This window comes from Candidatus Cloacimonadota bacterium, assembly GCA_012516855.1.
Classification (GTDB): Bacteria; Cloacimonadota; Cloacimonadia; order Cloacimonadales; family Cloacimonadaceae; genus Syntrophosphaera.
Genome location: JAAYWB010000077.1, coordinates 1 through 23,646 on the forward strand (window position 1 = coordinate 1; position 23,646 = coordinate 23,646).

The 23,646-nt window shown below is 55.7% G+C and carries 16 protein-coding genes; 7 read left to right on the forward strand and 9 right to left on the reverse strand.

Features of this window, described 5'->3' with window-relative positions:
* Positions 1–427: 427 nt before the first annotated feature.
* From GX466_07945 to GX466_07960, 4 genes are read right to left on the reverse strand one after another with little or no spacing between them, the layout of a single operon-like run.
* Positions 428–913 carry an NAD(P)H-dependent oxidoreductase gene (locus GX466_07945; GenBank protein NLH94127.1) on the reverse strand — a complete coding sequence of 162 codons (486 nt, stop codon included), beginning with the start codon at positions 911–913 and terminating at the stop codon, positions 428–430.
* Positions 910–2,568, reverse strand: coding sequence for a bifunctional metallophosphatase/5'-nucleotidase (locus GX466_07950; GenBank protein ID NLH94128.1), 1,659 nt, complete (start codon positions 2,566–2,568; stop codon positions 910–912). Before GX466_07950 ends, GX466_07945 begins: the two co-directional genes overlap by 4 nt.
* A gap of 4 nt (positions 2,569–2,572) precedes the next feature.
* Positions 2,573–3,991 (reverse strand): hypothetical protein, encoded by a 1,419-nt coding sequence (locus GX466_07955; protein ID NLH94129.1) that lies wholly within the window; start codon positions 3,989–3,991, stop codon positions 2,573–2,575.
* Between the two features lie 12 nt (positions 3,992–4,003).
* A complete protein-coding gene (locus GX466_07960; GenBank protein ID NLH94130.1) occupies positions 4,004–6,625 on the reverse strand; it encodes a helix-hairpin-helix domain-containing protein in 2,622 nt (873 codons plus the stop codon).
* Positions 6,626–7,028: 403 nt separating this feature from the next.
* On the opposite strand from GX466_07960, the gene GX466_07965 reads away from it, so the two are divergent.
* The 6 genes from GX466_07965 to GX466_07990 all read left to right on the forward strand — a co-directional run bounded on the left by GX466_07965 (position 7,029) and on the right by GX466_07990 (position 13,768).
* A complete protein-coding gene (locus GX466_07965) occupies positions 7,029–9,749 on the forward strand; it encodes a pyruvate, phosphate dikinase (protein ID NLH94131.1) in 2,721 nt (906 codons plus the stop codon).
* A 146-nt stretch (positions 9,750–9,895) separates the two neighbouring features.
* Positions 9,896–10,417 (forward strand): DUF1232 domain-containing protein, encoded by a 522-nt coding sequence (locus GX466_07970; GenBank protein NLH94132.1) that lies wholly within the window; start codon positions 9,896–9,898, stop codon positions 10,415–10,417.
* Between the two features lie 4 nt (positions 10,418–10,421).
* Entirely contained in the window at positions 10,422–11,036 is a 615-nt protein-coding gene (gene rdgB, locus GX466_07975) for an RdgB/HAM1 family non-canonical purine NTP pyrophosphatase (GenBank protein ID NLH94133.1), read from the forward strand.
* Complete coding sequence (locus tag GX466_07980) at positions 11,029–12,381, forward strand: phosphomannomutase/phosphoglucomutase (GenBank protein NLH94134.1); 1,353 nt, start codon at positions 11,029–11,031, stop codon at positions 12,379–12,381. The genes rdgB and GX466_07980 overlap by 8 nt, the downstream gene beginning before the upstream one ends.
* A 212-nt stretch (positions 12,382–12,593) precedes the next feature.
* On the forward strand, positions 12,594–13,076 hold the full coding sequence (locus GX466_07985; protein ID NLH94135.1) for a GtrA family protein: 483 nt from the start codon (positions 12,594–12,596) through the stop codon (positions 13,074–13,076).
* Positions 13,073–13,768, forward strand: a complete 696-nt coding sequence (locus GX466_07990) for a CDP-alcohol phosphatidyltransferase (GenBank protein NLH94136.1) — start codon at positions 13,073–13,075, stop codon at positions 13,766–13,768. The genes GX466_07985 and GX466_07990 overlap by 4 nt, the downstream gene beginning before the upstream one ends.
* A gap of 346 nt (positions 13,769–14,114) precedes the next feature.
* Here the strand turns inward: GX466_07990 and GX466_07995 are convergent, their stop codons facing one another.
* From GX466_07995 to hutH, 5 genes are read right to left on the reverse strand one after another with little or no spacing between them, the layout of a single operon-like run.
* Positions 14,115–15,377 carry a histidine--tRNA ligase gene (locus GX466_07995; protein NLH94137.1) on the reverse strand — a complete coding sequence of 421 codons (1,263 nt, stop codon included), beginning with the start codon at positions 15,375–15,377 and terminating at the stop codon, positions 14,115–14,117.
* Positions 15,378–15,379: 2 nt separating this feature from the next.
* Entirely contained in the window at positions 15,380–16,171 is a 792-nt protein-coding gene (gene truA, locus GX466_08000) for a tRNA pseudouridine(38-40) synthase TruA (GenBank protein NLH94138.1), read from the reverse strand.
* Between the two features lie 4 nt (positions 16,172–16,175).
* On the reverse strand, positions 16,176–16,829 hold the full coding sequence (locus GX466_08005) for a hypothetical protein (protein ID NLH94139.1): 654 nt from the start codon (positions 16,827–16,829) through the stop codon (positions 16,176–16,178).
* A complete protein-coding gene (locus GX466_08010) occupies positions 16,813–19,398 on the reverse strand; it encodes a tetratricopeptide repeat protein (protein NLH94140.1) in 2,586 nt (861 codons plus the stop codon). The genes GX466_08005 and GX466_08010 overlap by 17 nt, the downstream gene beginning before the upstream one ends.
* A gap of 31 nt (positions 19,399–19,429) precedes the next feature.
* A complete protein-coding gene (gene hutH, locus GX466_08015) occupies positions 19,430–20,959 on the reverse strand; it encodes a histidine ammonia-lyase (GenBank protein NLH94141.1) in 1,530 nt (509 codons plus the stop codon).
* Positions 20,960–21,309: 350 nt separating this feature from the next.
* Here hutH and GX466_08020 point away from each other — a divergent pair, with 350 nt between their 5' ends.
* On the forward strand, positions 21,310–22,659 hold the full coding sequence (locus GX466_08020) for a T9SS type A sorting domain-containing protein (protein NLH94142.1): 1,350 nt from the start codon (positions 21,310–21,312) through the stop codon (positions 22,657–22,659).
* Positions 22,660–23,646 lie beyond the last annotated feature (987 nt).

Consider the following 23,646-nt stretch of genomic DNA (forward strand, 5'->3'; position numbering starts at 1 on the left):
TACTGCCTACGCGTCACTTGATGATGTTCAAAAAGCTCTTATTGATAGTTTCTCATACTTGGATAGCAACAGAGACATGGTCTCAAAATTGACCTATTTCAAATGGCTTAAATTAGATTAATGAAAGCGATTTGGTATAACGGCTTACAAATCCTTCAGAACTCTTAAGAAGCTCATAGTAGAGAAGCGTCCTCAAATTGGGACGAGTATGAAACAGCACTCGTTTTCGCATACTTGGATAGCCTATAATTCTCCTGAAAGTATAATAATCGGCTGGGGAAGTATGCCCAAGTGTCCATAACACGGTCCCGTTTTTCCGACCACTCCTCCACACCAACCTTTTTATCTGTGGATCAGACGGACTGGAAAGAGGAAAAGGCAGTTCGGCAACCGCCCATACAAGTATATCAACGCCCGACGCCAACGGTTAGTTGACTTGAGCGCAGATCCTGTTGGCGGCCTCCTCGTATTTAGCGATTTTAGGGCTGGAGGCGCCGGACAGCACCACTCCCGGCAGCACCTGGGCTCCGGCCCGGGAAGCCAGTTCGCGCAGGGTTTTCAGGGAGGAGTTGCCCGTCAGCCAGGCCCAGGGAAAAGAGTGGGTCACGAAAGGCATGACCCGCTTTCCCCTGAGTTGGGGGCTCAGGTCCGCCATCGCCTTCAGCAGCATCGGATAGGGCCGGAAAGCCCAGACGGGGCCGCCGATCAGAACGATATCCGCCGAAGCAACATCAGGCAGGTTGGTGATCCGGATGTTTTTGGCTTCCGTGGGCTTGCTCTGGTCCAGGGGCGGATCGCAAGCCAGCCTGGTCAGATCGACCCGGTGTCCGGCTTCCGTCAGTTTGGCTTTCACCAGCTCCCCCAGTTTTTGGGTGTTGCCGGAATGGGAACAAATCACGAGTTGAACATTCATTGCAGCATCTCCTTGGTGGGTTTGGCGTTGTCATCGCGTTTCCAGCGGTCGTCGATTTTGGTGCGGATGGGGCTTTTTTGTCGGAAGTAGTTCACGATGGCGTCACGCAGGTTGATCTGGTGGAAGACGATGTCTTCCTGGGGCACTTGGGTCAGCAACGTCAGGCCGGCATTTCCCTGCATCAGGAAGTCCGTGGTGGTGCAGGTGTAGATCTTGTTCCTGTCCCAGGGCTGGCCGCCGATCTTGAGCGAAGTGACGCGGTCGAAATTGGGGCGTTTTTTGGAATACACCACATTGACGCCGGAGACCACCAAACCGTGGCGCCCTCCCTCCACGCGGGTTTCGATGATGCGGCGCAGGAATTCGCCGGTGCAGCGGAAACTGACAACCATATTGTCGAAAGGCATCACCTGAAAGATGTCCCGGTATGTGACGGGTCCGTTTTTGATGTCGGCGCGCACTCCGCCGAGGTTCAGAAAGGCGAAATCCGCGTTGACTTCATTGCGCATGGCGTCCACGATGGTGTTTCCCATCAGGCTTTGGGCGTCCACGTTTGTGCGGTTGAGGTGGACACCGGCGATGCCGATGATCTCGTCCATGCCTTCCTCGGCTTTGGCGACCTCGGCCTCGATGGTGGCGGAGATTTCCCGGTCCGGGATGAACTGGTCCTCAAACAGGGTTATCATCATCCCTTCGCGCAGGGCGGGCAGTTCGTAGCCGCTCACGCTCCTGGTGGCCGGATCGACGGTAAGCGTTATCCAGCCGAGATTTGAGCCGTAGGCATAGCCCTGCACCACCATGGTGTGGGTGTGGGGATCGATCCAGGGTGCGGGCCAGCCTTTATGGATGTGGCCGCCGACGAAGAGATCGATGCCGGGAACTTCGCGGGCGATTTCCTGGGCGTCCCAACCCCAGGCGGCGTAGCGTTCCTGCTGCAGGGGATTTCCCGCCGCGTCATAACGGGAAAGGTAGGTCGCCTCAACCTCATAGGGCAGGCCGGCATGGCCCAGAACGATAACGATATCTGCCCGTTCCTGCTCCCGCACGAGTTTCACATATTTGGCCACCGTGTCCTTTTCATCCAAGAACTCGATGTTTTTGATGTGCTCGGGGAAGCTCATCTTTTCCGTATCCGTGGTGGTGAAGCCGATCACTCCTATCCGCAGGCCGAGTCGGCTGATGATGCGGTAAGGCACCACATACCAGGGCAGGTCGCCGGTGCGGCGGTCGATGATGTTGCAGGAAAGGATGGGGAAATTAGCGTAGTCCAGGGTTTCCATCAGTTCGTCATTCATGATGTCGAATTCGTGGTTGCCGATGGTCATGGCGTCGTAGCCGATGGCGTTCATGTATTCGATCACGGCGCGGCCTTTGGTCACGGTGCCCACCGGGCGCCCCTGGAAGAAGTCGCCGGCGTCGAACAGCAGCATGTCACGCTTGGTCCCGGAGAGGGAGCGGATATGCTTGATGAGGGTGGCTGCGGAAGCCCCTCCGCCCAGTTGGGGCGGGAAATCCGGGTTCATGAAGGTTGCCTCTGAACGGTCAATGCCTCCATGGACGTCGTTGGAAAAAACGATATCCAGCCGGAGGTCTTCGGCGAGCAGCCCAACCGTGAGGATGAGGCTCAGCGCCGTTAGCAGGATCATCTTTTTCATAAGCTTACCAGGATACGCTGAGGCTGGCGCTCAGGCTGACATTGCTTTCACGCACCTTGTCCGGGTTTTCCCAGCCGCGGTCGGAGAGCACGATGTACTGGTTCGGCCAGAGCAGATAGGTGTTGTTGCCGGTGTAATGTTTGTCATTGTAAAAGGAATCCTTGAAGAGGTCCAGAGCCTCATATTCGCGCCAGGAATAGCCGATGCCGATGTCGAGGCTCAGGTTGTCCGCGAGGATAATGCTGCTGCCGCCGGTGACGGTGGGGGTGATTATCTTTCTGGCGATGATGGCCCCGTCCGGCTCCACAAAGCGGAGATAGCTGTTTTCCGAGCTGAAGCCCAGACGCAGGGGCAGGCGGTTCGTGATGTGATGCTCAACCCCGGCCGAGAAATTGAGGCAGTCCTCATAATGGGTGGAGATATCGGAGAACTTCACCCACTGAGTTTCCAGGTTGAACCGGGTGCGCATGAGCATGTTGCGCGGCTGATAGTTCAGGCCCAGACTGATCTCGGAGGGCAGGATATAGTCTTCGTCGATTCTGCCAAGCATTACTCCGCCATTCTCGTCGGGAAGCGTTTCCATCATGGAGCACCAATCCCCTGTGCGTTTCAGCGTTGATTTCAAGGCGTAGGTGCTGCCGATGCCGAAGTTTTCGTTGATACGGATTCCGATGCCGGCTTTCATCCTGTATCCGTCCAGTTCGGTATTCTCAGTGTAGGTATAATCCGGCAAAACGTCTTCTCCGACCGCGTCCACGATGGTATTGATCGCCCACTGGCTCCAGCGGATGCTCCTCTCATTGGAAACATCGCCGAAGAGCTTGCCGAAATCAAAACCCAGGTTGATGTCGAAGACCTCGCCCAGCCGGAATCCCATGCTGGCCACGGCGGAAGCCTGGTCCAGGCGCCCTTCGTTGGCGAGCTTGTTTACGGCCACCATTTCCGGATAGCCGTCGTTGTCGGTGTTGCGGTTGTTGCGTATCTGCTCGTCGTAGTTGCCGTCGAAACTCAGGTAGGGCTTGTAATAGGCTCCCAGCCCGAATCTTGCCCAGCCCAGTTTGAGGGCGGCGAAGGCGGCGCCGGAGTAGTCGTCGTAGAAATTGATGTTGGAGGCATAGACAGAGTCGTCGATGTAGTTGTCGAAGGAGTTATAGAGCGGCACGGCGCGGTTGTCTTCATTGCGGTTGACGAACGCTCCGGCGGTGATGCCCGCACATTTGTCCATCAGGGTGAGGTTGGCCGGGTTGACTGTGATTCCGGCGGGGCGCAGGTCCTCGAACAGTCCGGTTCCGCCCATGGCTTTGCTGCGGGCGTCGAGCGTCCCGAAGCGGTTGCCGAAATAGCTGTCCGAAATCGACCAGGCGCTCAGCCCGGCCAGGGAAATAAGCATTGCCAGCGTGATGATTATATGTTTTTTTATCATTATTCCTCCACTTTAGTAGCGGTATTCAAGGCTGAGGCGGATGGTGTTTTCCTTGTGTTCCACCCGCTGATACAGGTTTTCACCTTGCACAGGCACGTTATACTGGCGGATGCTCAGTTCCTGCGTCTGATAGGTTTTATTTCTGAATTTCAGAGAAAGATACATATTGCGTGAGATTCTGGAATGCAGGGCCACCCAGGCTTTCATGCCCTTTTCGCCCATGAAGTCGATTTCCATGTCTTCCCAATCCCAGTGCGAAATGCCATGCCCGAACCAGTAGATGAGTGAGCCCTGCAGCTTCAGGTTGGCGTTGAAGTTGTGGGTGTAGTTTACACCAACGTAATCGCCGGTCATCAGGGTTTGGGCAGCCGCCATGGTGTTGTTTCCCGGCAGGGCCGGATTGGTGAGTGAGGTGTAGGGAGGGCTCAGAACCGTGTTGTAGCGGTATTCGAACTCCAGGAAGTCGCGGTTGGAAAGGAAGGTGCGCACGCTGAAGGTGTATTCGTCGGTCTTGGAAACACCGCGTTCGGCATAGTCGTCATAGCGGTTGGTCTGGGTTTTGAAGCGCGCGCGCAGGGCGATCTGGTAAAGGGGCCGGAACTCCAGTTCCGTTTGCAGGCGCACGGAGCGGCGGCCGTCGGTGAGGCGTTCCCAGATGTCCAGGTAGCTGCGTCCGATGGTGAAGAAGCGGTGAAATTTATACCGGGTTTCGAAGTATATTCCTGATTCCGGCTGGGATTGGGACGCGTTCAGATAGATGTCTGAAAGGGTGGGGTTAGTGAGCGTGTAAACGTTCTTTTCCAGGATGGTGTCGTCGAAGCGTTCGTGCTCGGAGAAGGAATTGCTGTAGGGGTTGTCGAAACCGATGTCGTAGTGGCGGAAGAGGCTTAGGAAATAGAGGTTGTCGAACTGGGTGTAGGCGCTCACCAGGTAGGCCTTGGGATCGTCGCCCAGCTTGAAATCCGAGCCGTCCACACTCAGTTCCGCGTATTCACCCTGCACGGAAACGTTGCTGATGGTGGTCTGGGCGTCGAAACCCAGCACCCGGCGGTAGTTGCGTGAGTAGGTGTCCGTCAGGGTGCTGTAGAGGCCGGCAATTTCGGCGTCCATCATTTTGAATTTGGGATAGTAGTAAGAATCCCTCACCAGTAGCATCCTGAGGTCGTTCCATCCCGGCACCACGAAGTGGGCGTCGTCGTAAAGCGCTGTGTAGGTGGTGAAACCCAGCTTTGTGCCCAGGAAGGGATTCACCTGCACGTGCGTTCCCCAGAGGGTTTCGCGCAGGACGTCCTTGCGGTAGGCGAGGTTGATGTAATCCGTGGCGTAGGGCGAGCCGCTCTGGAGTTCATTGTTGAAATAGGCCTCGGCTTCGAGCAGTTCCTCCGTGCCAAAGCGCGTGGTAGGTATCACATAGCTGAAAAGCTTGTTCTTGCCGCCTTCCTGGATTACTTTGCCGTCCCGGTCCACATAGGCCACCGCGTCCTTGTTGTCCTGCGAAACCCAGCCGGAAACGCCGAACCAGGGGTTTGTGATCTCGAGGGCGGCGCCGCGCAGGGCGTATTCCTGGGTTCTGGAAAGGTCGGGAGTGAGGCCCAGGATGCGTTTGCTGAAGCCGTAGCCGGTCTTGCGGGCGCTGTAATAATCCGTGTTTTCCATCACCAGGCCCTCCCCGAAGGTGGCGCGGTAATGGCCCAGGTAGAGTTTCAGGCGCGTGTTGTCCAGCAGCGGCAAATCGGTGTTTTCGTAGCCCGCGTAGAATTTGGAATCGGCCACGATCTCGGCCGGGTCCTTGTCCCTGACGGGGGTTTCACCCTTGGGGCTGTAATACATCCAGCCCACCTTGTAGTTGTTGCCGTAGCGGGCGCGCAGCTTCACGAGGACGTCGGGGTTGAGTTCCTCCATGTTGAAGTAGCCCCAGTAGGAAAGGTCCTTGCGGTGGGGAACCGTCACGCTGGAATTGCCGTAATCGCTACGCAGGAAGCTCTCGTGATACATGTCGTAGGCGCCTTCCTCCAGGTAGCGGGTGTAATACTGCAGCTTGGCGTCCCACATGAAGCGGTTTTTCACCGGCGGTTCCTTGTAATAGACGTAGCTGCGGAGGTTGGTGTAGCCGTAATAGCTGAGCCCCGGCGAATTGCGCAGGTCGCGTGTGTCCGCGATCGTGTCGCCTTTGGCTGTTCGGGTGAGGATGCCGACCGCATCGACGGCGGAAACGTTGGGCAGGCTGATGAAGTCGTCGAAGTGCATCTTGTTCACGTTTTGGGGCGTCATCAGATAGTCTTCCCAAACGTCGGACATGCCTTCGGATGCCCCTTCGTTGCTGTCCAGGCGCTCCAGCAGGTCGCGGATCTCGTCCCGCCTGGCCGCCACTTCGTCCTCCTCTATGTACAGCGAAACCACTGCCAGGTTTTTGATGCGCAGCAGGGTGGGCTGGTCGATGGAAGGAATCTCCCGCAGCTGGTAAATGTCGCTGAAAACGGAGATGTAGGTGCGGTAGTCCAGAATGTCCCGGGCTTGCCGTTCCGTTATCGGCAGTTGCAGAAGTTCTTCGAAGTTGGCGGTGTTAAGATCCACTTTGGCGGCAATCTGCCCCAGACAAAGCAGGGCAAAGAGCAAGACAAATAACTTTTTCATCGCTTTTCCTTACTATGCGTTATACTCATTGAACTCGATATTTCTTCTCGAAAACACATTCTTTGAATGCCTGCCAATCTGTAAAGCTATTTTTTCTGCCAGAACCGCCTCGGCTTGAAACAACAGGAAATCCACTCAATTTGAAAGAACCATGAATTCCAACCCCTTATCATGCCCCATCGGTCAGGCCCTTAACCCTCGAGCCCTTTCCCATCCCACGCCCCTCGCTCAATCCCCGCATCGAATGCGGGCATCGTGCGGGAGGCGAGTCAGAAATCAAAGAAAGGGCCTTAACGGCCGATCAGTGGGCTCCGCTCTCGCGAGGCAGGATTAATGATTGACAAAAAGACCCCACTTTAAAATTGGTCAGGAAACAAGCAAACTAACCATCACTGGAGGATAAATGCCTGATACCAAACGTGTTTACCTATTCGGTAACGGAAGTGCCGAAGGCAAGGCGGATATGAAGAATCTGCTGGGAGGAAAAGGCGCCAACCTCGCCGAGATGAATCTAATCGGCGTGCCTGTGCCCCCCGGATTCACCATCACAACTGACGCCTGCAATGAATATACCCAACTGGGTGAAGCCAGGATGCGGGAACTGCTTCTGGCCGAGGTGCAAAGCGCCGTGAAGTATGTCGAAGGCCTGATGCACATGAGTTTCGGCTCCAACGAAAATCCCCTTCTGCTCTCCGTCCGCAGCGGCGGCAGGGCTTCCATGCCCGGCATGATGGACACCATCCTGAACCTCGGAATGAATGACAACGCCGTGAACGGCATCATCAAAAAGACCGGCAACGAACGTTTCGCCTGGGACAGTTACCGCCGCTTCGTGCAGATGTACGGAGACGTGGTTCTGGGCCTCAAACCTGCCAGCAAAGAAGAACACGACCCCTTTGAAGTGCTCATCGACGAGATGAAAAAAGAAAAGGGCGTGAAACAGGACCTCGAACTCAGCGCGGCTGATTTGAAAGAACTGGTGGCCCGCTTCAAGAAAGCAGTGAAAGACAACACCGGCCACGATTTTCCGGATGACCCCTGGGAACAGCTTTGGGGCTCGATTTTCGCCGTGTTCAATAGCTGGAACAACGACCGCGCCGTCTTCTACCGCCAGCTTAACGGCATCCCGGACGACTGGGGCACCGCTGTGAACGTTCAGGCCATGGTTTTCGGCAACATGGGCGAAACCAGCGCCACCGGCGTGGCCTTCACCCGCGACGCCGCCACCGGCGAGAACCTTTTCAACGGCGAATACCTCATCAACGCCCAGGGCGAAGACGTGGTGGCGGGAATCCGCACCCCGCAGCAGATCACGAAGATAGGCTCGCAGCGCTGGGCCGAACTGGCCGGGGTTTCCGAAGCCGAACGCGCCGCTAAATATCCCTCCCTGGAAGAGGCGATGCCCGGGGTCTATCAGGAGCTTTTCGCTACCCAGAAGAAGCTTGAGGACCACACCAAGGATATGCAGGACGTCGAATTCACCATCCAGGAAGGCAAGCTCTGGATGCTGCAGACCCGCAACGGCAAACGCACCGGTTTTGCCATGGTGAAAGTGGCAATGGACCTCGTGCGCGAAGGCAAGATTGACGAAAAGACAGCCTTGTTGCGCATGGAACCCAACAAGCTGGACGAGCTTTTGCACCCCGTCTTCTCCCGAGCCGGCCTGGCCAAAGCCACCGAAATCGCCAAAGGCCTGCCCGCCTCTCCGGGCGCCGCGAGCGGACAGATCGTCTTTTTCGCCGAGGACGCCGAAGCCTGGGCCGCCCAGGGCAAACAGGTCATCCTCTGCCGTCTGGAAACCTCTCCGGAAGACCTGCGCGGCATGAACGTCGCCAAAGGCATTCTCACAGCCCGCGGAGGCATGACCTCCCACGCCGCTGTGGTTGCCCGCGGGATGGGAAAATGCTGCGTTTCGGGAGCAGGAGCAATCAATATCGACACCAAGACCCGCACCATGAGCGCGGACGGAAAGACCCTCAAGGAAGGCGACTGGATTTCCCTCAACGGCAGTACAGGCCAGGTTTTTGAAGGCAAGATCGAAACCGTGGACCCGGAACTCAGCGGCGATTTCGCCGAGATCATGGCCCTGGCGGAAAAATACACCAGAATGTATGTGCGCACGAACGCCGACACACCCAAGGATGCCACTGTGGCCCGCAGCTTCGGAGCCAAGGGCATCGGTCTCTGCCGCACCGAACACATGTTCTTTGAAGGCGACCGCATCAAAGCCATGCGCGAGATGATCCTCGCTACCGACGAAGCCGGACGCAGAAAGGCTTTGGGCAAGCTTCTGCCCATGCAACGCGGTGACTTTGAAGGCATCTTCACCGCCATGGACGGACTCCCCGTGACCATCCGTCTGCTGGACCCGCCCCTGCACGAATTTGTGCCCCACGAGGAAGCGCAACAAAAGATAATGGCCGACGAACTGGGCCTCAGCCTGGAGACGGTGAAAACCCGCGTGAACGCTCTGCAAGAGATGAACCCCATGCTGGGCCACCGCGGCTGCCGCCTTGGCAACACCTATCCCGAAATCACCGAAATGCAGGCCCGCGCCATCATTGAAGCCGCTCTGAACGTTCAGGCCAAGGGCGTGAAAGTGATGCCGGAGATCATGGTCCCGCTGATCGGCACCGACGTTGAATTCAGGCTGCAGGAACAGATAATCCGCGCCACGGCCGAAAAGGTCTTCGCGGAGAAAGGCGCCAGGGTTGAATACCTGGTGGGAACGATGATCGAGATTCCGCGCGCAGCCCTCATGGCGGACAAGGTCGCCGAAAACGCTGAATTCTTCAGCTTCGGCACCAACGACCTCACCCAGATGACCTTTGGCTATTCACGCGACGACGCCGGGGTCTTCCTGCCGATCTACATCCGCAAAAACATCCTGAAACACGACCCCTTCCAGATCCTGGACCAGGAAGGCGTGGGTCAGTTGGTGAAGATCGGCACCGACCGCGGACGCCAGACCAGGCCCAACCTGAAAGTTGGTATCTGCGGCGAACACGGCGGCGAGCCAAACAGCGTGGAATTCTGCCACCGCGTGGGCATGGACTACGTGAGCTGCTCACCCTACCGTGTGCCCATCGCCCGTCTGGCAGCGGCGATGGCAGCCATTCGCTAACACGATAACAGCAAAATAGATACAGCGCCGGAGACTCAGCTCTCCGGCGTTCTTTTTTGCCTCTACTAAGTGAGCGTTAGGTGAACGGGCAAAAAAGTGGTTGACCGTTTTGGAGAGGATCGATTTTATGGAATTGTGAGGTGAACATGAACGACGATTATTTTGAAGGACAGGATATTTCCGATTCCGAGCGGGAAAAGCTGGACGAACGCATCGTGGATTTGGACGATGACAAGCTGAAGTTTTACGAGAAACTGCGCAAAAAAGCCAAGGACTGGACGAGCGAAAAGACGGGCAAAACCGGCAACAAACTGGCCGAATACCTCTTTTTGCTGCCGGATTTCTTCATCCTGGTATGCCGCGTGGCGCTCGACAAACGCGTGCCCACCAAGCGCAAACTGATGCTGGGCGGGATCGTGGCATACGTGATGATGCCCCTGGACATCATTCCGGATTTCATTCCCGTCCTGGGTTCCGTGGATGACCTGGTGCTGGTGGTGATGGGGCTGAACATGCTGCTCAACGACATCGACCAGAAAGTGCTGGAAGATAACTGGAGCGGCGAGGGCGACGTCTTGCACCTGATGCAGAAGATCACCGCCACGGCAGAGAGGTTTTTGGACAAAAACGTCCTGTCCCGCATCAAGAAGTGGCTCAAGATCAAGTAGGCGCATGCGGAAACTGCTGATCGCCTCCCGGAATCCGGACAAGGTCACCGAGCTGCGCGAACTGCTGTCCGGAACGGCTGTTAACTTGTTGTCCCTGTTGGATATTCCGGACCTTCCGCCCACCGATGAGGACCAGGACACCCTGCGCGGAAACGCCGCCAAGAAAGCCCTGGAAGCCGCAAGGCATACCGGCTTGCTCTGTTTGGCGGATGATACCGGCCTGTTCATCGATGCCCTGAACGGAGAGCCGGGAATCCACGCCGCCCGTTTCGCAGGAGAGCATTGCAGCTACAAAGACAACCGGGACAAGGTGTTGAGCCTGCTTCAAGGAACGAATGACCGCGGCGCGGAGTTCCGCACCATTGCCGTTCTGGCAGCTCCGGACGGAGTGGTCGCCTTCACGGAAGGCGTGATGTCGGGCAGCATTTCCACAGAGGAACGCGGAGCCAACGGCTTTGGCTACGATTCCATCTTCATTCCCGATCCGGGACCGCGCAGCTACGCCGAGATGACCGACGCAGAAAAGAACGCGCTTTCCCACCGGGCCAGGGCTTTGGCAGACATGCTGCCCATCCTGAAAGACATTATTGAATCAGATAAAGAGGTTAATCATGATTAAACCCCAAGTATTCCGCCAATACGACATTCGCGGCATTGTTGACGAAGAACTGAACGAAGAATCATACTATTTGATCGGCAAAGGCTTTGGCAGCTATCTGCGCCAGAAAGGCCTTCGGACCATCGCTCTGGGCGGAGACGCCCGGCTTACCACACCCAAACTGAAGGAAGCATTTATAAAGGGAGCCCTGGAAACCGGCTGCCACATCACCGACATCGGCATCGTGGCTACTCCCGTGCTCTATTTCGCCATCTGGAAACTGAAAACCGATGGCGGAGCCATGGTCACCGCCAGCCACAACCCCTCCCAATACAACGGCTGCAAACTCAATCTGGGCCTGGGTTCCGTTTACGCGGAGGAACTGCAGAAGGTGTTGAAGATCATCCAGGCCGGGGATTTTGCCAGCGGCGAGGGCAGCTATGTGAAAGACGATTCGGTCAATGACACTTACATTGATTACATCACCGCCAACATCCATCTGGAACGGCCGGTGAAGGTCGTGATCGACGGCGGCAACGGTATGGGCGGCCCCTACCTGCCGGAAATCCTTGGCCGCCTCGGCTGTGAACTCATTGAAATGTATTGCGATCCCGACGGCACTTTCCCCAACCACCATCCGGACCCCACCGTGGCCAAGAACATGGAGGACCTTGCCCGTGCCGTCGTGGCGGCTGAATACGAACTGGGCATCGGCCTGGACGGCGACGCGGACCGCATCGGCGTTGTGGACGAAAAAGGCAAAATGCTCTTCGGCGACCAGATCCTCAACATCCTGGCCCGCGACTACCTGAAAACCAACCAGGGCAAGACCATCATCGCCGACGTGAAATGCTCCAAGAACCTCTTCGACGACATCCGCGCCCGCGGAGGCGTGCCCATGATGTATAAAACCGGTCACGCCAACATCAAGATGAAGATGAAGGAAATCGGGGTGGATTTCGCCGGCGAAATGAGCGGCCACGTCTTTCTGGGAGACCGCTATCTGGGCTTTGATGACGCCATCTATGTGAGCTGCCGCCTGATCGAAATCGTTTCCAAAACCGACGCCCCCGTAGGCTCTTACCTGGCCGACCAACCCAAAATGCACAACACTCCCGAAATGCACATCAAATGCGCCGACGAGCGGAAATTTGAGGTGGTGGCCAGGGTCTGTGAGGAATTCAAGGCTGAGGGTTACGACGTTAACGACATCGACGGCGCGCGTATCACCTTCGATGACGGCTGGGGACTGGTTCGCGCCTCCAACACAACTCCTGTCCTGGTAACCCGTTACGAGGCCGAATCCGAGGACCGCATGCGCGAAATTCAGGCCCTGATCGAAGGGAAAATCAACAAGTATATCTGACGCAGGCATAAAGCTACTACAACCCGGAGCCACGCGGTTCCGGGTTTCTTGTCATTCAGTCCATTTTCCGTGACGAATTGGACATCACATTTGATAGTGCCCAAAGAAATTCCTTTACAGAAAACAAGCTTGGAATTATCAGACGACCTACTGAAAGTTATTTAGTGAAATACCCGATATAAAGGTTACACGCAACGCGCAAGGAATTATTGATGAAAACAGCCAAACTCATTACGGGATTGAAGAGGATCAACCTGAGAAAGCTGATCAGCTTCCATCTGATCGCCTGGGTGGGGACGCTGGTAAACCTTGCCGTTCTGTGGCTTACGCATGGCGTGTTGAAGATACCGCTGATGTTCGCGGGCGCCATCGCGATCGAAGTGGCCATCATCCACAATTTCACAGGGCATTACTTCATCACCTGGAAAGACCGCGTCAGCAGGTCCCCTAAGAGTTATTTCCTCTTGCTGCTGCGCTATAACATCGTCACCGCTTCCATAGATTTCGTGATAAATCTGGGCATTTTATGGCTGCTGACCCATTTCCTAGGCGTCCATTACATGGTTGCCAACATCGCGGGACAGATTTTGGGGCCGGTCTTCAAGCTGCTGGCCAACGAATATCTGGTGTTCCCCAAATTTAAACACAAAAAGACCTCCGATACTGTAATCAAGGATATAAGGGAGAAAGCATGAACGATAAAAAAGCTGAGAGGGTGATAGACACATTCACCGGTCCCCTGGAAAGAAAAATTCTATGCAAGCTGGCCAACGCCCTTCCGGAGAAGGTTCTTCCCGACCATCTCACGGTTTTGGCGTTTGTGGGCACGCTTATCAGCGCGGCTGCCTATCTGCTGAGTGCGCAATCACGCTACTGGCTGTTTCTGGCCAGTTTCGGCTTCGTGCTGAACTGGTTTGGCGACAGCCTGGACGGCACCCTGGCCCGGGTTAGGCATATCGAGCGGGAGCGTTATGGCTACTTTGTGGACCATCTGGCCGACGCCCTGACCACGGTGATAATCTGCCTGTCTTTCGGCCTGTCACCCCTGATGCGCTTCGACATCGCGATGATGATAGCCATCGGCTATCTGCTGATGAATGTCTATGTGCACGTTTCCGCCTACACTCAAGGCGAATTCCGCATCTCCTACATGAAGTTCGGCCCCACCGAGATCAGGCTGGCCATCATCCTCTTCAATACCGTCATGTTCTTCTGGGACGGTCAAGTGCTGGAATACCGGGGCAACCACCTGACCATCATGGACCTGGGAGGATTGGTTTTCAGCCTGGCGTTTGTGGTCATATTCATCGTAAGCTTCATCAAAACGGCTCTCAAGCTGGATAAACTCGACCGGGCCAAAAAGCGGGACGAATGCAAACAGGAATAAGGACGGACAATCCTCGGAAAGATTCTGGGCTTCACCGCCATTGTATCCTGCCATCCGCGTCCTTAACGCCCGATTCTATCCCTCTTTAATGCCTCCCGCCCGATCCTCGCATCGAATGCGGGCATAATGCGGGAGGCGCATCCGGGCCACAGGGAAGGGCCTTAACGGCCAGACCATATCGCTTCTCCCATGCTAAATGCTGGCGTCGAGCGAGGAACGAGCATCGACGGCAGCAAATATTCCTGTCGTCCATGCACACTGAGTTTGCTGGACGTCAGGCCGTTCCAGGGCATTATCTGCCCGATTAGATATAGAGCCTAATAAACCGGTTTTGCGGAAAAGGGGGTCAGCGCCGGATGGCGTCGATGAGCTCGGAGAGCGGCTCTAGGGGATATTCTTTTTGCTCGCCGCTGTTCAGGTCCTTGAGAACGGCGCTTTTTTGGGCGAGTTCGGTTTCGCCGACGATCAGGGCATAGCGCGCCTGGCGGTTGTCGGCGGCTTTCAGTTGCGCTTTGAAGGAATGCTTGTCTGGATCCAGCTCGGCAAAAACGCCAGCCTTGCGTAACTCATTCAGATAAAGCAAAATGAACTCGAATGCCGCGGCACCCATCGGAATCACAAAAACATCGGGAACAGGAGCTTTTCCCAAGGACACGTTTTCCTCTTCCAGAGCCAGCAGCAGGCGTTCGAAGCCACCGGCGAAACCGATGGCGGGTATGCTTTTGCCGCCGATTTGTTCCAGCAGGCCATTGTAGCGTCCGCCCCCGGCCAGGGAATTCTGCGCGCCCAGGCCCATTGAAACGATCTCGAAGGCAGTGTTGGTGTAATAATCCAGACCGCGAACGATGCGGGGATTGATGGTAAATGGTATCTTCATCAGTTCCAAATGGTTCTGGGTGTCGGCGAAGTGGACCCTGCAGGGCTCGTCCAGATAGTCCAGTTGGGAAGGTGCGTCCTTGGCTATCTCTTTGCAGGTCATCACCTTGCAATCCAGCAAGCGGCGGGGTTTGAGGTCTATCCGCACCTGGCAGTCCGGACAGAGTTCCGCCAAATGGGGACGGAAGTATGCCTGCAGCGCTTTGTCATATTCTCTGGAGCAGTCGGCACAGCCCACGCTGTTCAGTTCCAGCCGCAGGTTGGTGAGGCCCATGCCGCTGAGGTAGAGCCAGAGGATGGAGATCACTTCAGCGTCATAATAGGGATGATTGCTGCCGATGAACTCGACGCCGTATTGCTGGTGCTGGCGGTAACGCCCTGCCTGGGGGCGGTCGTAACGGAACATGGGTCCGATGTAATACAGCTTGCGCGCCGCGGAGCCGATGTCCAGGCGGTTTTCCAGGTAAGCCCTGGCCACCGGAGCGGTTCCTTCAGGACGCAGCGCGAACTCGCGGCCTTTCTGGTCCGTAAAGCGGTACATTTCTTTTCTAACAACGTCGGAACTCTCTCCGGATGAGCGTTCGAACAGCGCGGCCTGCTCGAAGGCAGGAGTGCTTATCTCCTCATAGCCAAAGGCGGCGGCAAGCTCTCTAAAAGCGGCGGTAACTTTGTGCCACTTATAGCTTTGCTCCGGCAGAATGTCGTAGGTTCCACGGGGTCTCTTATATTGCATGATCACCTCAAGAAATAAAGCAATTCGTCAGTGGGCGCGGATTCGTCAAGCTGTAAATTCGGATAGCGCACGCCGGTGAGGTACAAACCCTGGGCGGGAGCGGTTGTAACCAGTTTCTGGCGCGGGTTGGCCTCGTCCAGGATGGCTTGCAGAACGTCGGGGCCCAGGCCGCCGTGATCCAGATTGACCAGGGTGCCAACGATGCGGCGCACCATGTTGTGCAAGAATCTGTCCGCGGTGAGGTCAAAGCGGATAATGCCCCGCTCCTCGGAGATTTCAAGCCTTTGGATGTCACAGATGTGGTTGGGCACCAAAGGATTGTCGCGGCTGAGAGAGGAAAAGTCGTGGGAGCCGATCAGCACTTCTGCCAGCCGGGAAAGGCTGGGCACCCCGATGTCGCGGCGGGGCATGAAACCCGTGTGCAGGCGGTTCAGCGGGGTTTGCAGCCGGGCCAGCAGATAGACGTAGCTGCGGGCCATGGCCTGGTAGCGGGCGTGAAAATCATCCGCCACCGCCCAGATGCCTGTTATCATCAAGTCCTGCCCAAGTTTGTTGTTCAGGGCAAGCATGAGCTGGCGCGGGCTCATTTTGCCGCGGTAGTCGAAATGGGCGAAATGGGCTAGGGCATGGACACCAGCGTCAGTGCGGCCCGCTCCGGTGACTCCGGGATGGCGAACTCCGATCTGGTGAAAAGCGGAGATGAGGTCACCCTGGATGCTGCGTCCCGCGCACTGGACCTGCCAGCCGCGGAAGCCGGTCCCGTCATACATCAGGCGCATCAAAAAGCGGGCCATATTCTCACACCGAACTGATAAGCACCATCAGGGTCATCAGGCTGAGGGCGATGAGGTTGGACGCGGGCCTGCCGGATTCGGCCACAGGGGCTTTCAGCAACCAGGCCAAATGAGCCTCGATCACATCCGAATCCCGGTAAACCCTGGTCGCGGCGGCGATCATGCTGTCCAGAACCGTGCCGATGCTGCTATGCCCTTTGAGCTTGTGCCGGTCGAAATGCCTTGTATAGGCCCTGATGTAGAGAGCAGTGGCCAGGATGAAGCGCAGCAACCTCATGCCCCACTTGCGCTTGCGCAGCCATGAGGTGTCGCGCAGAACCAGGCTGAGATGCAGGTTGCCGAAACAATAGACGGTGGCCTCGATGAAGAAGATCAGCTTCAGGCTGAAGAGCAGCATATCGGGAAATTCAGCTTTGAAGATGGTGCCAAAGACCCAATAGGCCGCCAGAAAAGGCAGGGTGAGGCGCAGTCCCCGGAGGAGCTTGGGATAGAGGGAAAGGTCGAGCAGCATGAATAGGCAGTAGAGGGCCATCAGCATGCCAAGCTGCCGCCAGGACGCGTCCAGAGCGGCAAACAGGGCCAGCACCAGGATCAGCAGCCACAGCCAGAGGTTTTGCCCGCTGAGGGCAGAAGCCTGGTTGTTACTCTGCGGGCCCATCCGGTGTCAGGGTCTGGGAACCGCCGTCATCCCCGGGCTGGCCATCATCCTGGGGCGGTTCCTCCGGCGATTCCCCATCCGGGGCCGGCTGGTCCGGCAAAGGCTCTTCCGGCTTGGGTTTTTCGGGTGTGGACTCCTCCGGCAAGGTTTCCGGCTTCACTTCTCCGCCCTCCGCTTCATCCGAATCCGGGGATTCTTCCTTATCCAGGTCCGGAGAATCCTCCTGGGGCTTTATCTCCGGCTCGGCTTGCGGTTCCGGCTCCTGCTCCTGCCCGTCCGCCGGTTTCAGCGAATCGGCAACCGCCGTCGAATCAGCCAGAGCCTGCAGGCTGTCCGCCACTGCCAGGGAATCCGGCAGTTCGTCACCGCTTCGCAGCTTGAAATTCCTGCCATCGTAAAAACGGGAGGTCATGGAGCCGTATTCCCCGGTGCGCTCAAGCTCCAACACTTTGTCCAGATAGGGTTTGGCGGCAGTGGTGTCCGGCACTTCGAAAGTGTGGAACCAGCCCAGGCGGTAGTTGGCCTTCAGGCTGATCGGCAGGTAATCCGAGGCGGCCAGTTCGTTCAGGATCACCAGCATGGAGTCCGGCTCAGATTCAGCCATGCCGAAAGCCCTGTCCAGAAGAAGCTCCTGGGCTTCCTCGTCGGGATCGATGAGGCGCACCGTTTCGCCGGCCAGCAGGTCATCCATGGCGTTGGTGTATTTATTGTTGGGAAAGCGGGTTAGCATATCTGAGTATATTTCTTCCATGCTCGGACGGTCGGGGCCGGTTCTGCTGTGGATGTTGGCCTGGGAAAAGAGGGCCATGGGTGTCAGTTCCCTGTCGTAACGGACAAAAAGGGCATCCATAGCTTCCAAGCGGTCCCGGGTCTGGTTCAAATCCGTTTCCGCTGCCGATAACCGCTGCTGAAGCTGCCTGCGCTGTTCCTCCTGGTCGGGAGCCTTTTCCGGTTCGTCAATTTCTGCCAGGCTGTCGGCTTCAGCAGGCACCTCCAGATCGAGTTCCGGCAAGCCCAGGCTGTCCGCTTCAGCATACAATTCCGGATCCATATCCGGAAGGCCCAGGCTGTCAGGCAATGCTTCCCGGCCGGGCTCGAACTCCTCTATCCTCAGGCTGTCAGCCTCCGTTTCAGCAAAGGTCATAGTATCCGCGGTGCCCAGGCTGTCGGCGCTGACATTCAGTTCCATCTCCAGACCGGGAATCGACAGGCTGTCAGCAACCATTGGGGCATCGGCAACGACTGTCAAACTGTCAGCCTCGACCTCCGTCCTGTCCGGCAGAACCGGTTCCGGCAAGGCTGCCAAAGCCTGTCCCAAAGAGTCAGCAAGGCTTTGTTTGGCATCCAGTTTCACTGCCAGGCTGTCCCGCAGGGTTTGCAGGCTGTCCCTGGAATCGATTATCCGCTGATACATCAGCAGCGCGGAATCCGGCAGGGAGAAAACGCTGAAGTAGTTTTCCGCGGCGGTGATGTGGTAGTCCACAAACTGCTGCAGGTTGTTGGTGGGATCGAAGCCCGGCTTGGTTTTGAGCTGAGTGACCGCCGTGGCTTTTTGCTGCCCGGGTTCGGCTAGTTCCGAGTTGGAGAATTCAGTTCGCACCTTATTGTAGGCCGTGCCGGCTTTGTCCAGGTCACGCAGCTCGTAGAAATAATATTCGCCCAAATGGTATTGCGCCTCGGCTGAACTCTGCGTGCGGGGATAGACCTTCATGATATCCTCTATCTCCGCCAGGCCTTTTTCCCCTTCGCCGCGGGCCAGCATCAGCCTGGCTTGCAGCACCCTGGCCTGGGAAACCTTCTCCGGCCGGAGTTCGTCTTTGAGCAGTTTGCGCAGGGTCTTGTCGCTTTGCTCATGCTCGCCGAGCATAAACTGGTTCAAAGCCACGTAGTAACGCGCTTCCAGCTTCATCGGCTGGGGGATGCGGCGGTCTCTGGCTATCTTTTGAAATTCCTCCAGCGCTGCCCGGTAGTCTTTCTGGATGAAGTAGTTTTGGCCATAGATGAAGAAAGCCTCGCGGTATTCGCTGGATTTGGGATAGTCCGTGATGATCCTGCCAAGCCAGTACTGGGCTTCCAGATAATCCTTGTCGGCGATGTTGAAGTCTGCCAGGGTCAGCAAGGCGCGGGGGTGCAGTTTCTTGTGTCGGGGGTCCAGGATGAATTCCTGCAATACCTTAACCGCGTCGTCCATGCGGTTGATGTCGCGCAAAACCTTTGCCAGATAGATATGCGCCTCGCCGAAGAAGGGGCTTTCAGGAAAACCTTTGATCAGGGATTCGAACTGGTCCTTGGCCTGGAACGAGCTGTTGCCTTTATAGTAGAGGGCCCTGGCCATCAGGTAGAGGGCATCGTCGGTCCGGCTGTCCCGGGTTGGGTTGCTGAGAATGATGCCGCATTTCTGGATCGTTTTGGTGTATTCCTCCACGGCCTGGTTGTTGGGCCGGCCGTTGGCGTTCAGAGGCCTGGCCTGGGCGGCGGCGAAATACTTGCGCGCGTTGTAAAGCGTGTTCACCTGGATGCAGGAGGCCAAAGCAAGGGCCAGCAAGAGCAGCGGAACTATTTTTCTCATAATCGCATCCGGGCGCGGTGGCGATTATTTGTCAATACAAATCTACACCCGCGGCGGCCACTTCGCTCAGGACGGCTCCCGACGCCAGCAAATCTATCGCCGAGTTGACGTCCGGATAAGCGATCCGGTCTTCCTCAAGCCGGGGCACGCTTTGGCGCAGCAGGGCCTTCACCCGCTCCAGCACCGGCGAACTGGAAATGCCCCTCATATCAAGGGCCTGGCAGGCGATCATGAGCTCGATGGCCAGAACGCCGCGCACGTTCTCCACCACCTGCGTCAGCTTGTTGGCGGAAATGGAGCCCATGGACACGTGGTCTTCCTGGTTCGCGGAGGTGGGGATGCTGTCAACGCAGGCGGGATGGGCCAGAACCTTGTTTTCCGAGACCAGCGAGGCGGCGGTAAGCTGCACTATCATGAAGCCGGAATCGATACCCGGACGCTTGGCCAGAAAAGCATTCAGCCCACGGTTGAGGGCGGGATTGAGCATTTGTTCCACCCTCCGCTCCGCGATGGAGGCCAGTTCGGCGATCGCGATGGCCAGCGTATCCAGAGCCAGGGCAAGAGGTTGGCCGTGGAAGTTGCCTCCGGATATCACCTTCTCTTCGTCGGGGAAAATCAGCGGATTGTCGGTGGCGGAATTGATCTCGACGGTCAAAACCCCGCGCGCGTAGGCCAAAGCGTCACGCGTGGCGCCATGCACCTGTGGCGTGCAGCGCAGGCTGTAGGCATCCTGAACGTTGCCGCAGTTCTTGTGTGAAGCGCGCAAGGGGCTGTTGGCCAGCAGGTTGCGCAGATTGGCCGCGCTGTCTGCCTGGCCGGGGTGGGGGCGCAAAGCATGGACCAGCGGATCAAAAGCCCGCGGCGTGCCCCGCAAAGCGTCAATGCTGGCAGCGGCGCTGAGGTCGGCATATTTGCACAACCTCTCGGCCTCCAGCAGGTTCAAGACTCCCAAAGCGGCCATCACCTGGGTGCCGTTGTTAAGCGCGAGTCCCTCTTTGGCAGCCAGTTTCACAGGTTCCAGTCCGGCTTTGCGCATGGCCTCCGCTCCGCTCATTATCTGGCCCTGGAATTCCGCCTCGCCTTCCCCGATGAGCGGCAAAGCCAGATGGGAAAGGGGTGAAAGGTCGCCGCTGGCTCCAACTGAACCCCGCATCGGGATCAACGGATGAACGCCCCGGTTGAGCATTTCCACCAGGGTTTGCAAAGTTTGCACGCGGATGCCGGAATGCCCCTTGGCCAAAACGTTCACGCGCAGCAGCATGATGGCGCGCGTCTGGGCAATGGAATAAACCGGGCCAACACTGGTGGCATGGCTGCGGATCAGGTTAACTTGAAGTTCCGCTGTGTGTTCCGGGGGCACGGTGACCGTGCTGAATTTGCCGAAACCGGTGGTGAGCCCGTAAACCACATCTCCCCTCGCGATAACCTTGTCCACGTATTCGCGGCATTTCTTCACTTTGGCCAGGCAGGCGTCGGTTAATGCTATGGGCGTCCGCTTTGTTGCTATTGCCTCAACCTGTTCCAGGCTCAGGCTGTTTCCGTCGATTGCTATTGTCTGCATTGGGGTCCTCTTTTGACGGCTGGCGGCACTTTGGCTGTTGGCCTCCGCCAACCGATGTTTGCACAAAGTTTTTTTCCGCCCCTTTTTTGTCAAACCCCTTGTGCCAGTCAGCCTGCCATGCTTCACAAACTCCCGGTCTGACGCTTCCCCTGCAACTTTTTGGAATCGTTTTTTGGGAATCCATCAGGGAATGCCGGGGAAAATAGTTCTTGACACAGGATAGCGATTCATTTAAAATACAACCAGTTAGGATGAACGGTCATAGTTGAACAAAAGGCTCGCGATACGCATTTAGCTTGAGTTCATTAAAGAAGAACGCGCGTAAAGCCCTGTATCAATGGGGAGGATCGATGAAAAAACGTTTGTGGTTTACGTTGCTGTTACTTATGTCTATTGGTCTGCTAACAGGTCAGACATGGATACGCTACTATCTCTTTGATGATCTTTGTTCGGGTCTCTATGATAGTGCGAGTTCAGAAGTTTGTAATGTTATCCCTGCAATTGATGGAGGATATTTACTCCAAGGATATGTTGAGTTTGCATATGGAGATATACCGGCATACGCTGACAATGTATTCTGGAAACTCGACGAATATGGCGAAATTGTTTGGAGAAGAACGGGGGGAGGAAACTTCGCATTTAACAGTATAGTCTCCAATGGTATAGACAGATACTATTGCCTTCGCACTCAATCAGGATATTCTACCCTATATATCTTCGACAACGAATTAAATTGGCTGGGCTACTATCATAATTATACGGTATCCTTATACGACATGCAATATGTTGAAGATGGCTTGGTCTTTGCGGGTAAAGTCAATGGCCAAGCTGTGGTACTTAAAACCGATTTCCAGTTCAATGTGATCTGGCAGAGCGATCCTTTTTGGGCAATGGGTCAAGCGCGTTCAGTTGAGCCTTTTGGAGATGGATGGATTTCTCTTTCGAGTAGAGTTTTTACGGAAATCAATGCAGTAGGGGATACTCTCTGGACTTACTATGACTCAATAAACAATACCGGGTTCTATGACTGTACTGTATCTGAAGATGGCAGCATTTATTTGCTTGGTTTATATAAGCTTTGGAAAGTAGATATTATCGAGCATACACTGGACCTGGTAGCTGCTAATACTCCTGGCTTTGATACTGACCTACATGGTGCAATCGACATTCTTCCCAACGGCAACATTGTATATACCGGTGGCAGACCAAGCACAGGTCCGATTCTCCACAGCTACAGTCCTAATGGAGTGATTCAATGGAGTAGATCGTATGACACTTTGGGAGCGATATATTTTGGGACAGGCTCAAAGAACCTTTTGGTTATGCCCGATGGCAGCATCCTGTTTTGCATGCATCATGGTACTCTTGTCCTAGTAAAAACTGATCCTGATGGCAATGTAGTAGCCAATAACGACCCTGTCGCGCCTGCCCCAACAGCATCCATCATCTGTTATCCGCAACCCGCAGCCAACAGTGTAATGGTTTCAGTTAAAAGTGACCTGGTGGGCGATTTGGGATACAGCATAATCAATATCAAGGGGCAAAAGGTGTATTCCGGCAAGATCGATGGGCGTCACCGGGAGCAAAGCTTTGAGCTTCCAAACGAAGCTCTGGACCGTATGCCCAATGGCATTTACCTGATCAGCCTGGAACAGGGGAAACGCAGAATCGCCGCTGCCAGGCTGGTGATGTTCAAATAAGGAGCCTTAATAATTCACAAGCCCAAAAACCCTGTGTGAATTATTATCTCATTGTTCCCCAACATGTTAACCCGAATAATTCACAAATATCCCTCTCTTATATACCCGGAAAACGGCATGAGGGGCAGGGTATGCTGGTAAGGGGATAGATGTATTTATATAATATAATAAAATATAAAACTATAATATATCATATATATTCTATCTATATCTCTTATATATAATTATCCTGCATTGCCTCTCCCTCCGGTCATCAGGTTAGAGCCGTATGTAATAGAGAGCTATATTTGTGAATTATTCGATCTATCTCATTGCCAGCCAGCGCGTTAATAATTCACACAGGGTTTTTGGGCTTGTGAATTATTCGGAATCACGGCCGTTATTTCCCACCCGCTAAAACAAGTCCCCCAATTCAATCCGTTAATCCGTCCGATCCGCTAATCCGTATGAAAATCACTCTGTTACATCCGTGTTCATATCCGCGAAAATCCTGGACAAACCCCTGTTTTCCCGCCCACTATCAATTCCAGCCTGACTCCTCCTTTGCCCTATCCAATTAGCCTCTCACTTACTTCCCGTTGACTTCCCGTTTGAAAGGCGGGAACTCAGCGGGAAGTGAACGGGATGTGAGTGGGATGGGGTAAACGGCGAAGCCCGCTGCTTTCATCAGGGTTTTCTGATGGTTTGCAGCATCGACTGAGGCAATGAATGATTCTTACAATACATCCTGTCGTCCATGCTCACCGCGTTTGCTGTACGCCGGGGATGGATGGCTGGAGTCGAGCGAGGAACGGGCATCGGCTACAGCAAAGTATAAGCACTGCGATGTATCCGAAATGGCTGAGAAATTGCCTGGGCAACAAACTGCGGAAGCTTCCCTCTTCGCGGTCCATGGCCGGGAAACAAGCCATCATGGGCATCCCGGCGGAAAGGCTTGACAAATACACCCCCTGTCTTTTCTGGTCCCAAAGGCACAATTTGCGTATA

What these genes read in the sequence shown, in the direction of transcription:
- GX466_07945 (NLH94127.1), bottom strand. Translation starts at nt 913, where the DNA reads ATGAATGTTCAACTCGTGATTTGTTCCCATTCCGGCAACACCCAAAAA.
- GX466_07950 (NLH94128.1), bottom strand. Translation starts at nt 2,568, where the DNA reads ATGAAAAAGATGATCCTGCTAACGGCGCTGAGCCTCATCCTCACGGTT.
- GX466_07955 (NLH94129.1), bottom strand. Translation starts at nt 3,991, where the DNA reads ATGATAAAAAAACATATAATCATCACGCTGGCAATGCTTATTTCCCTG.
- GX466_07960 (NLH94130.1), bottom strand. Translation starts at nt 6,625, where the DNA reads ATGAAAAAGTTATTTGTCTTGCTCTTTGCCCTGCTTTGTCTGGGGCAG.
- GX466_07965 (NLH94131.1), top strand. Translation starts at nt 7,029, where the DNA reads ATGCCTGATACCAAACGTGTTTACCTATTCGGTAACGGAAGTGCCGAA.
- GX466_07970 (NLH94132.1), top strand. Translation starts at nt 9,896, where the DNA reads ATGAACGACGATTATTTTGAAGGACAGGATATTTCCGATTCCGAGCGG.
- rdgB (NLH94133.1), top strand. Translation starts at nt 10,422, where the DNA reads ATGCGGAAACTGCTGATCGCCTCCCGGAATCCGGACAAGGTCACCGAG.
- GX466_07980 (NLH94134.1), top strand. Translation starts at nt 11,029, where the DNA reads ATGATTAAACCCCAAGTATTCCGCCAATACGACATTCGCGGCATTGTT.
- GX466_07985 (NLH94135.1), top strand. Translation starts at nt 12,594, where the DNA reads ATGAAAACAGCCAAACTCATTACGGGATTGAAGAGGATCAACCTGAGA.
- GX466_07990 (NLH94136.1), top strand. Translation starts at nt 13,073, where the DNA reads ATGAACGATAAAAAAGCTGAGAGGGTGATAGACACATTCACCGGTCCC.
- GX466_07995 (NLH94137.1), bottom strand. Translation starts at nt 15,377, where the DNA reads ATGCAATATAAGAGACCCCGTGGAACCTACGACATTCTGCCGGAGCAA.
- truA (NLH94138.1), bottom strand. Translation starts at nt 16,171, where the DNA reads ATGGCCCGCTTTTTGATGCGCCTGATGTATGACGGGACCGGCTTCCGC.
- GX466_08005 (NLH94139.1), bottom strand. Translation starts at nt 16,829, where the DNA reads ATGGGCCCGCAGAGTAACAACCAGGCTTCTGCCCTCAGCGGGCAAAAC.
- GX466_08010 (NLH94140.1), bottom strand. Translation starts at nt 19,398, where the DNA reads ATGAGAAAAATAGTTCCGCTGCTCTTGCTGGCCCTTGCTTTGGCCTCC.
- hutH (NLH94141.1), bottom strand. Translation starts at nt 20,959, where the DNA reads ATGCAGACAATAGCAATCGACGGAAACAGCCTGAGCCTGGAACAGGTT.
- GX466_08020 (NLH94142.1), top strand. Translation starts at nt 21,310, where the DNA reads ATGAAAAAACGTTTGTGGTTTACGTTGCTGTTACTTATGTCTATTGGT.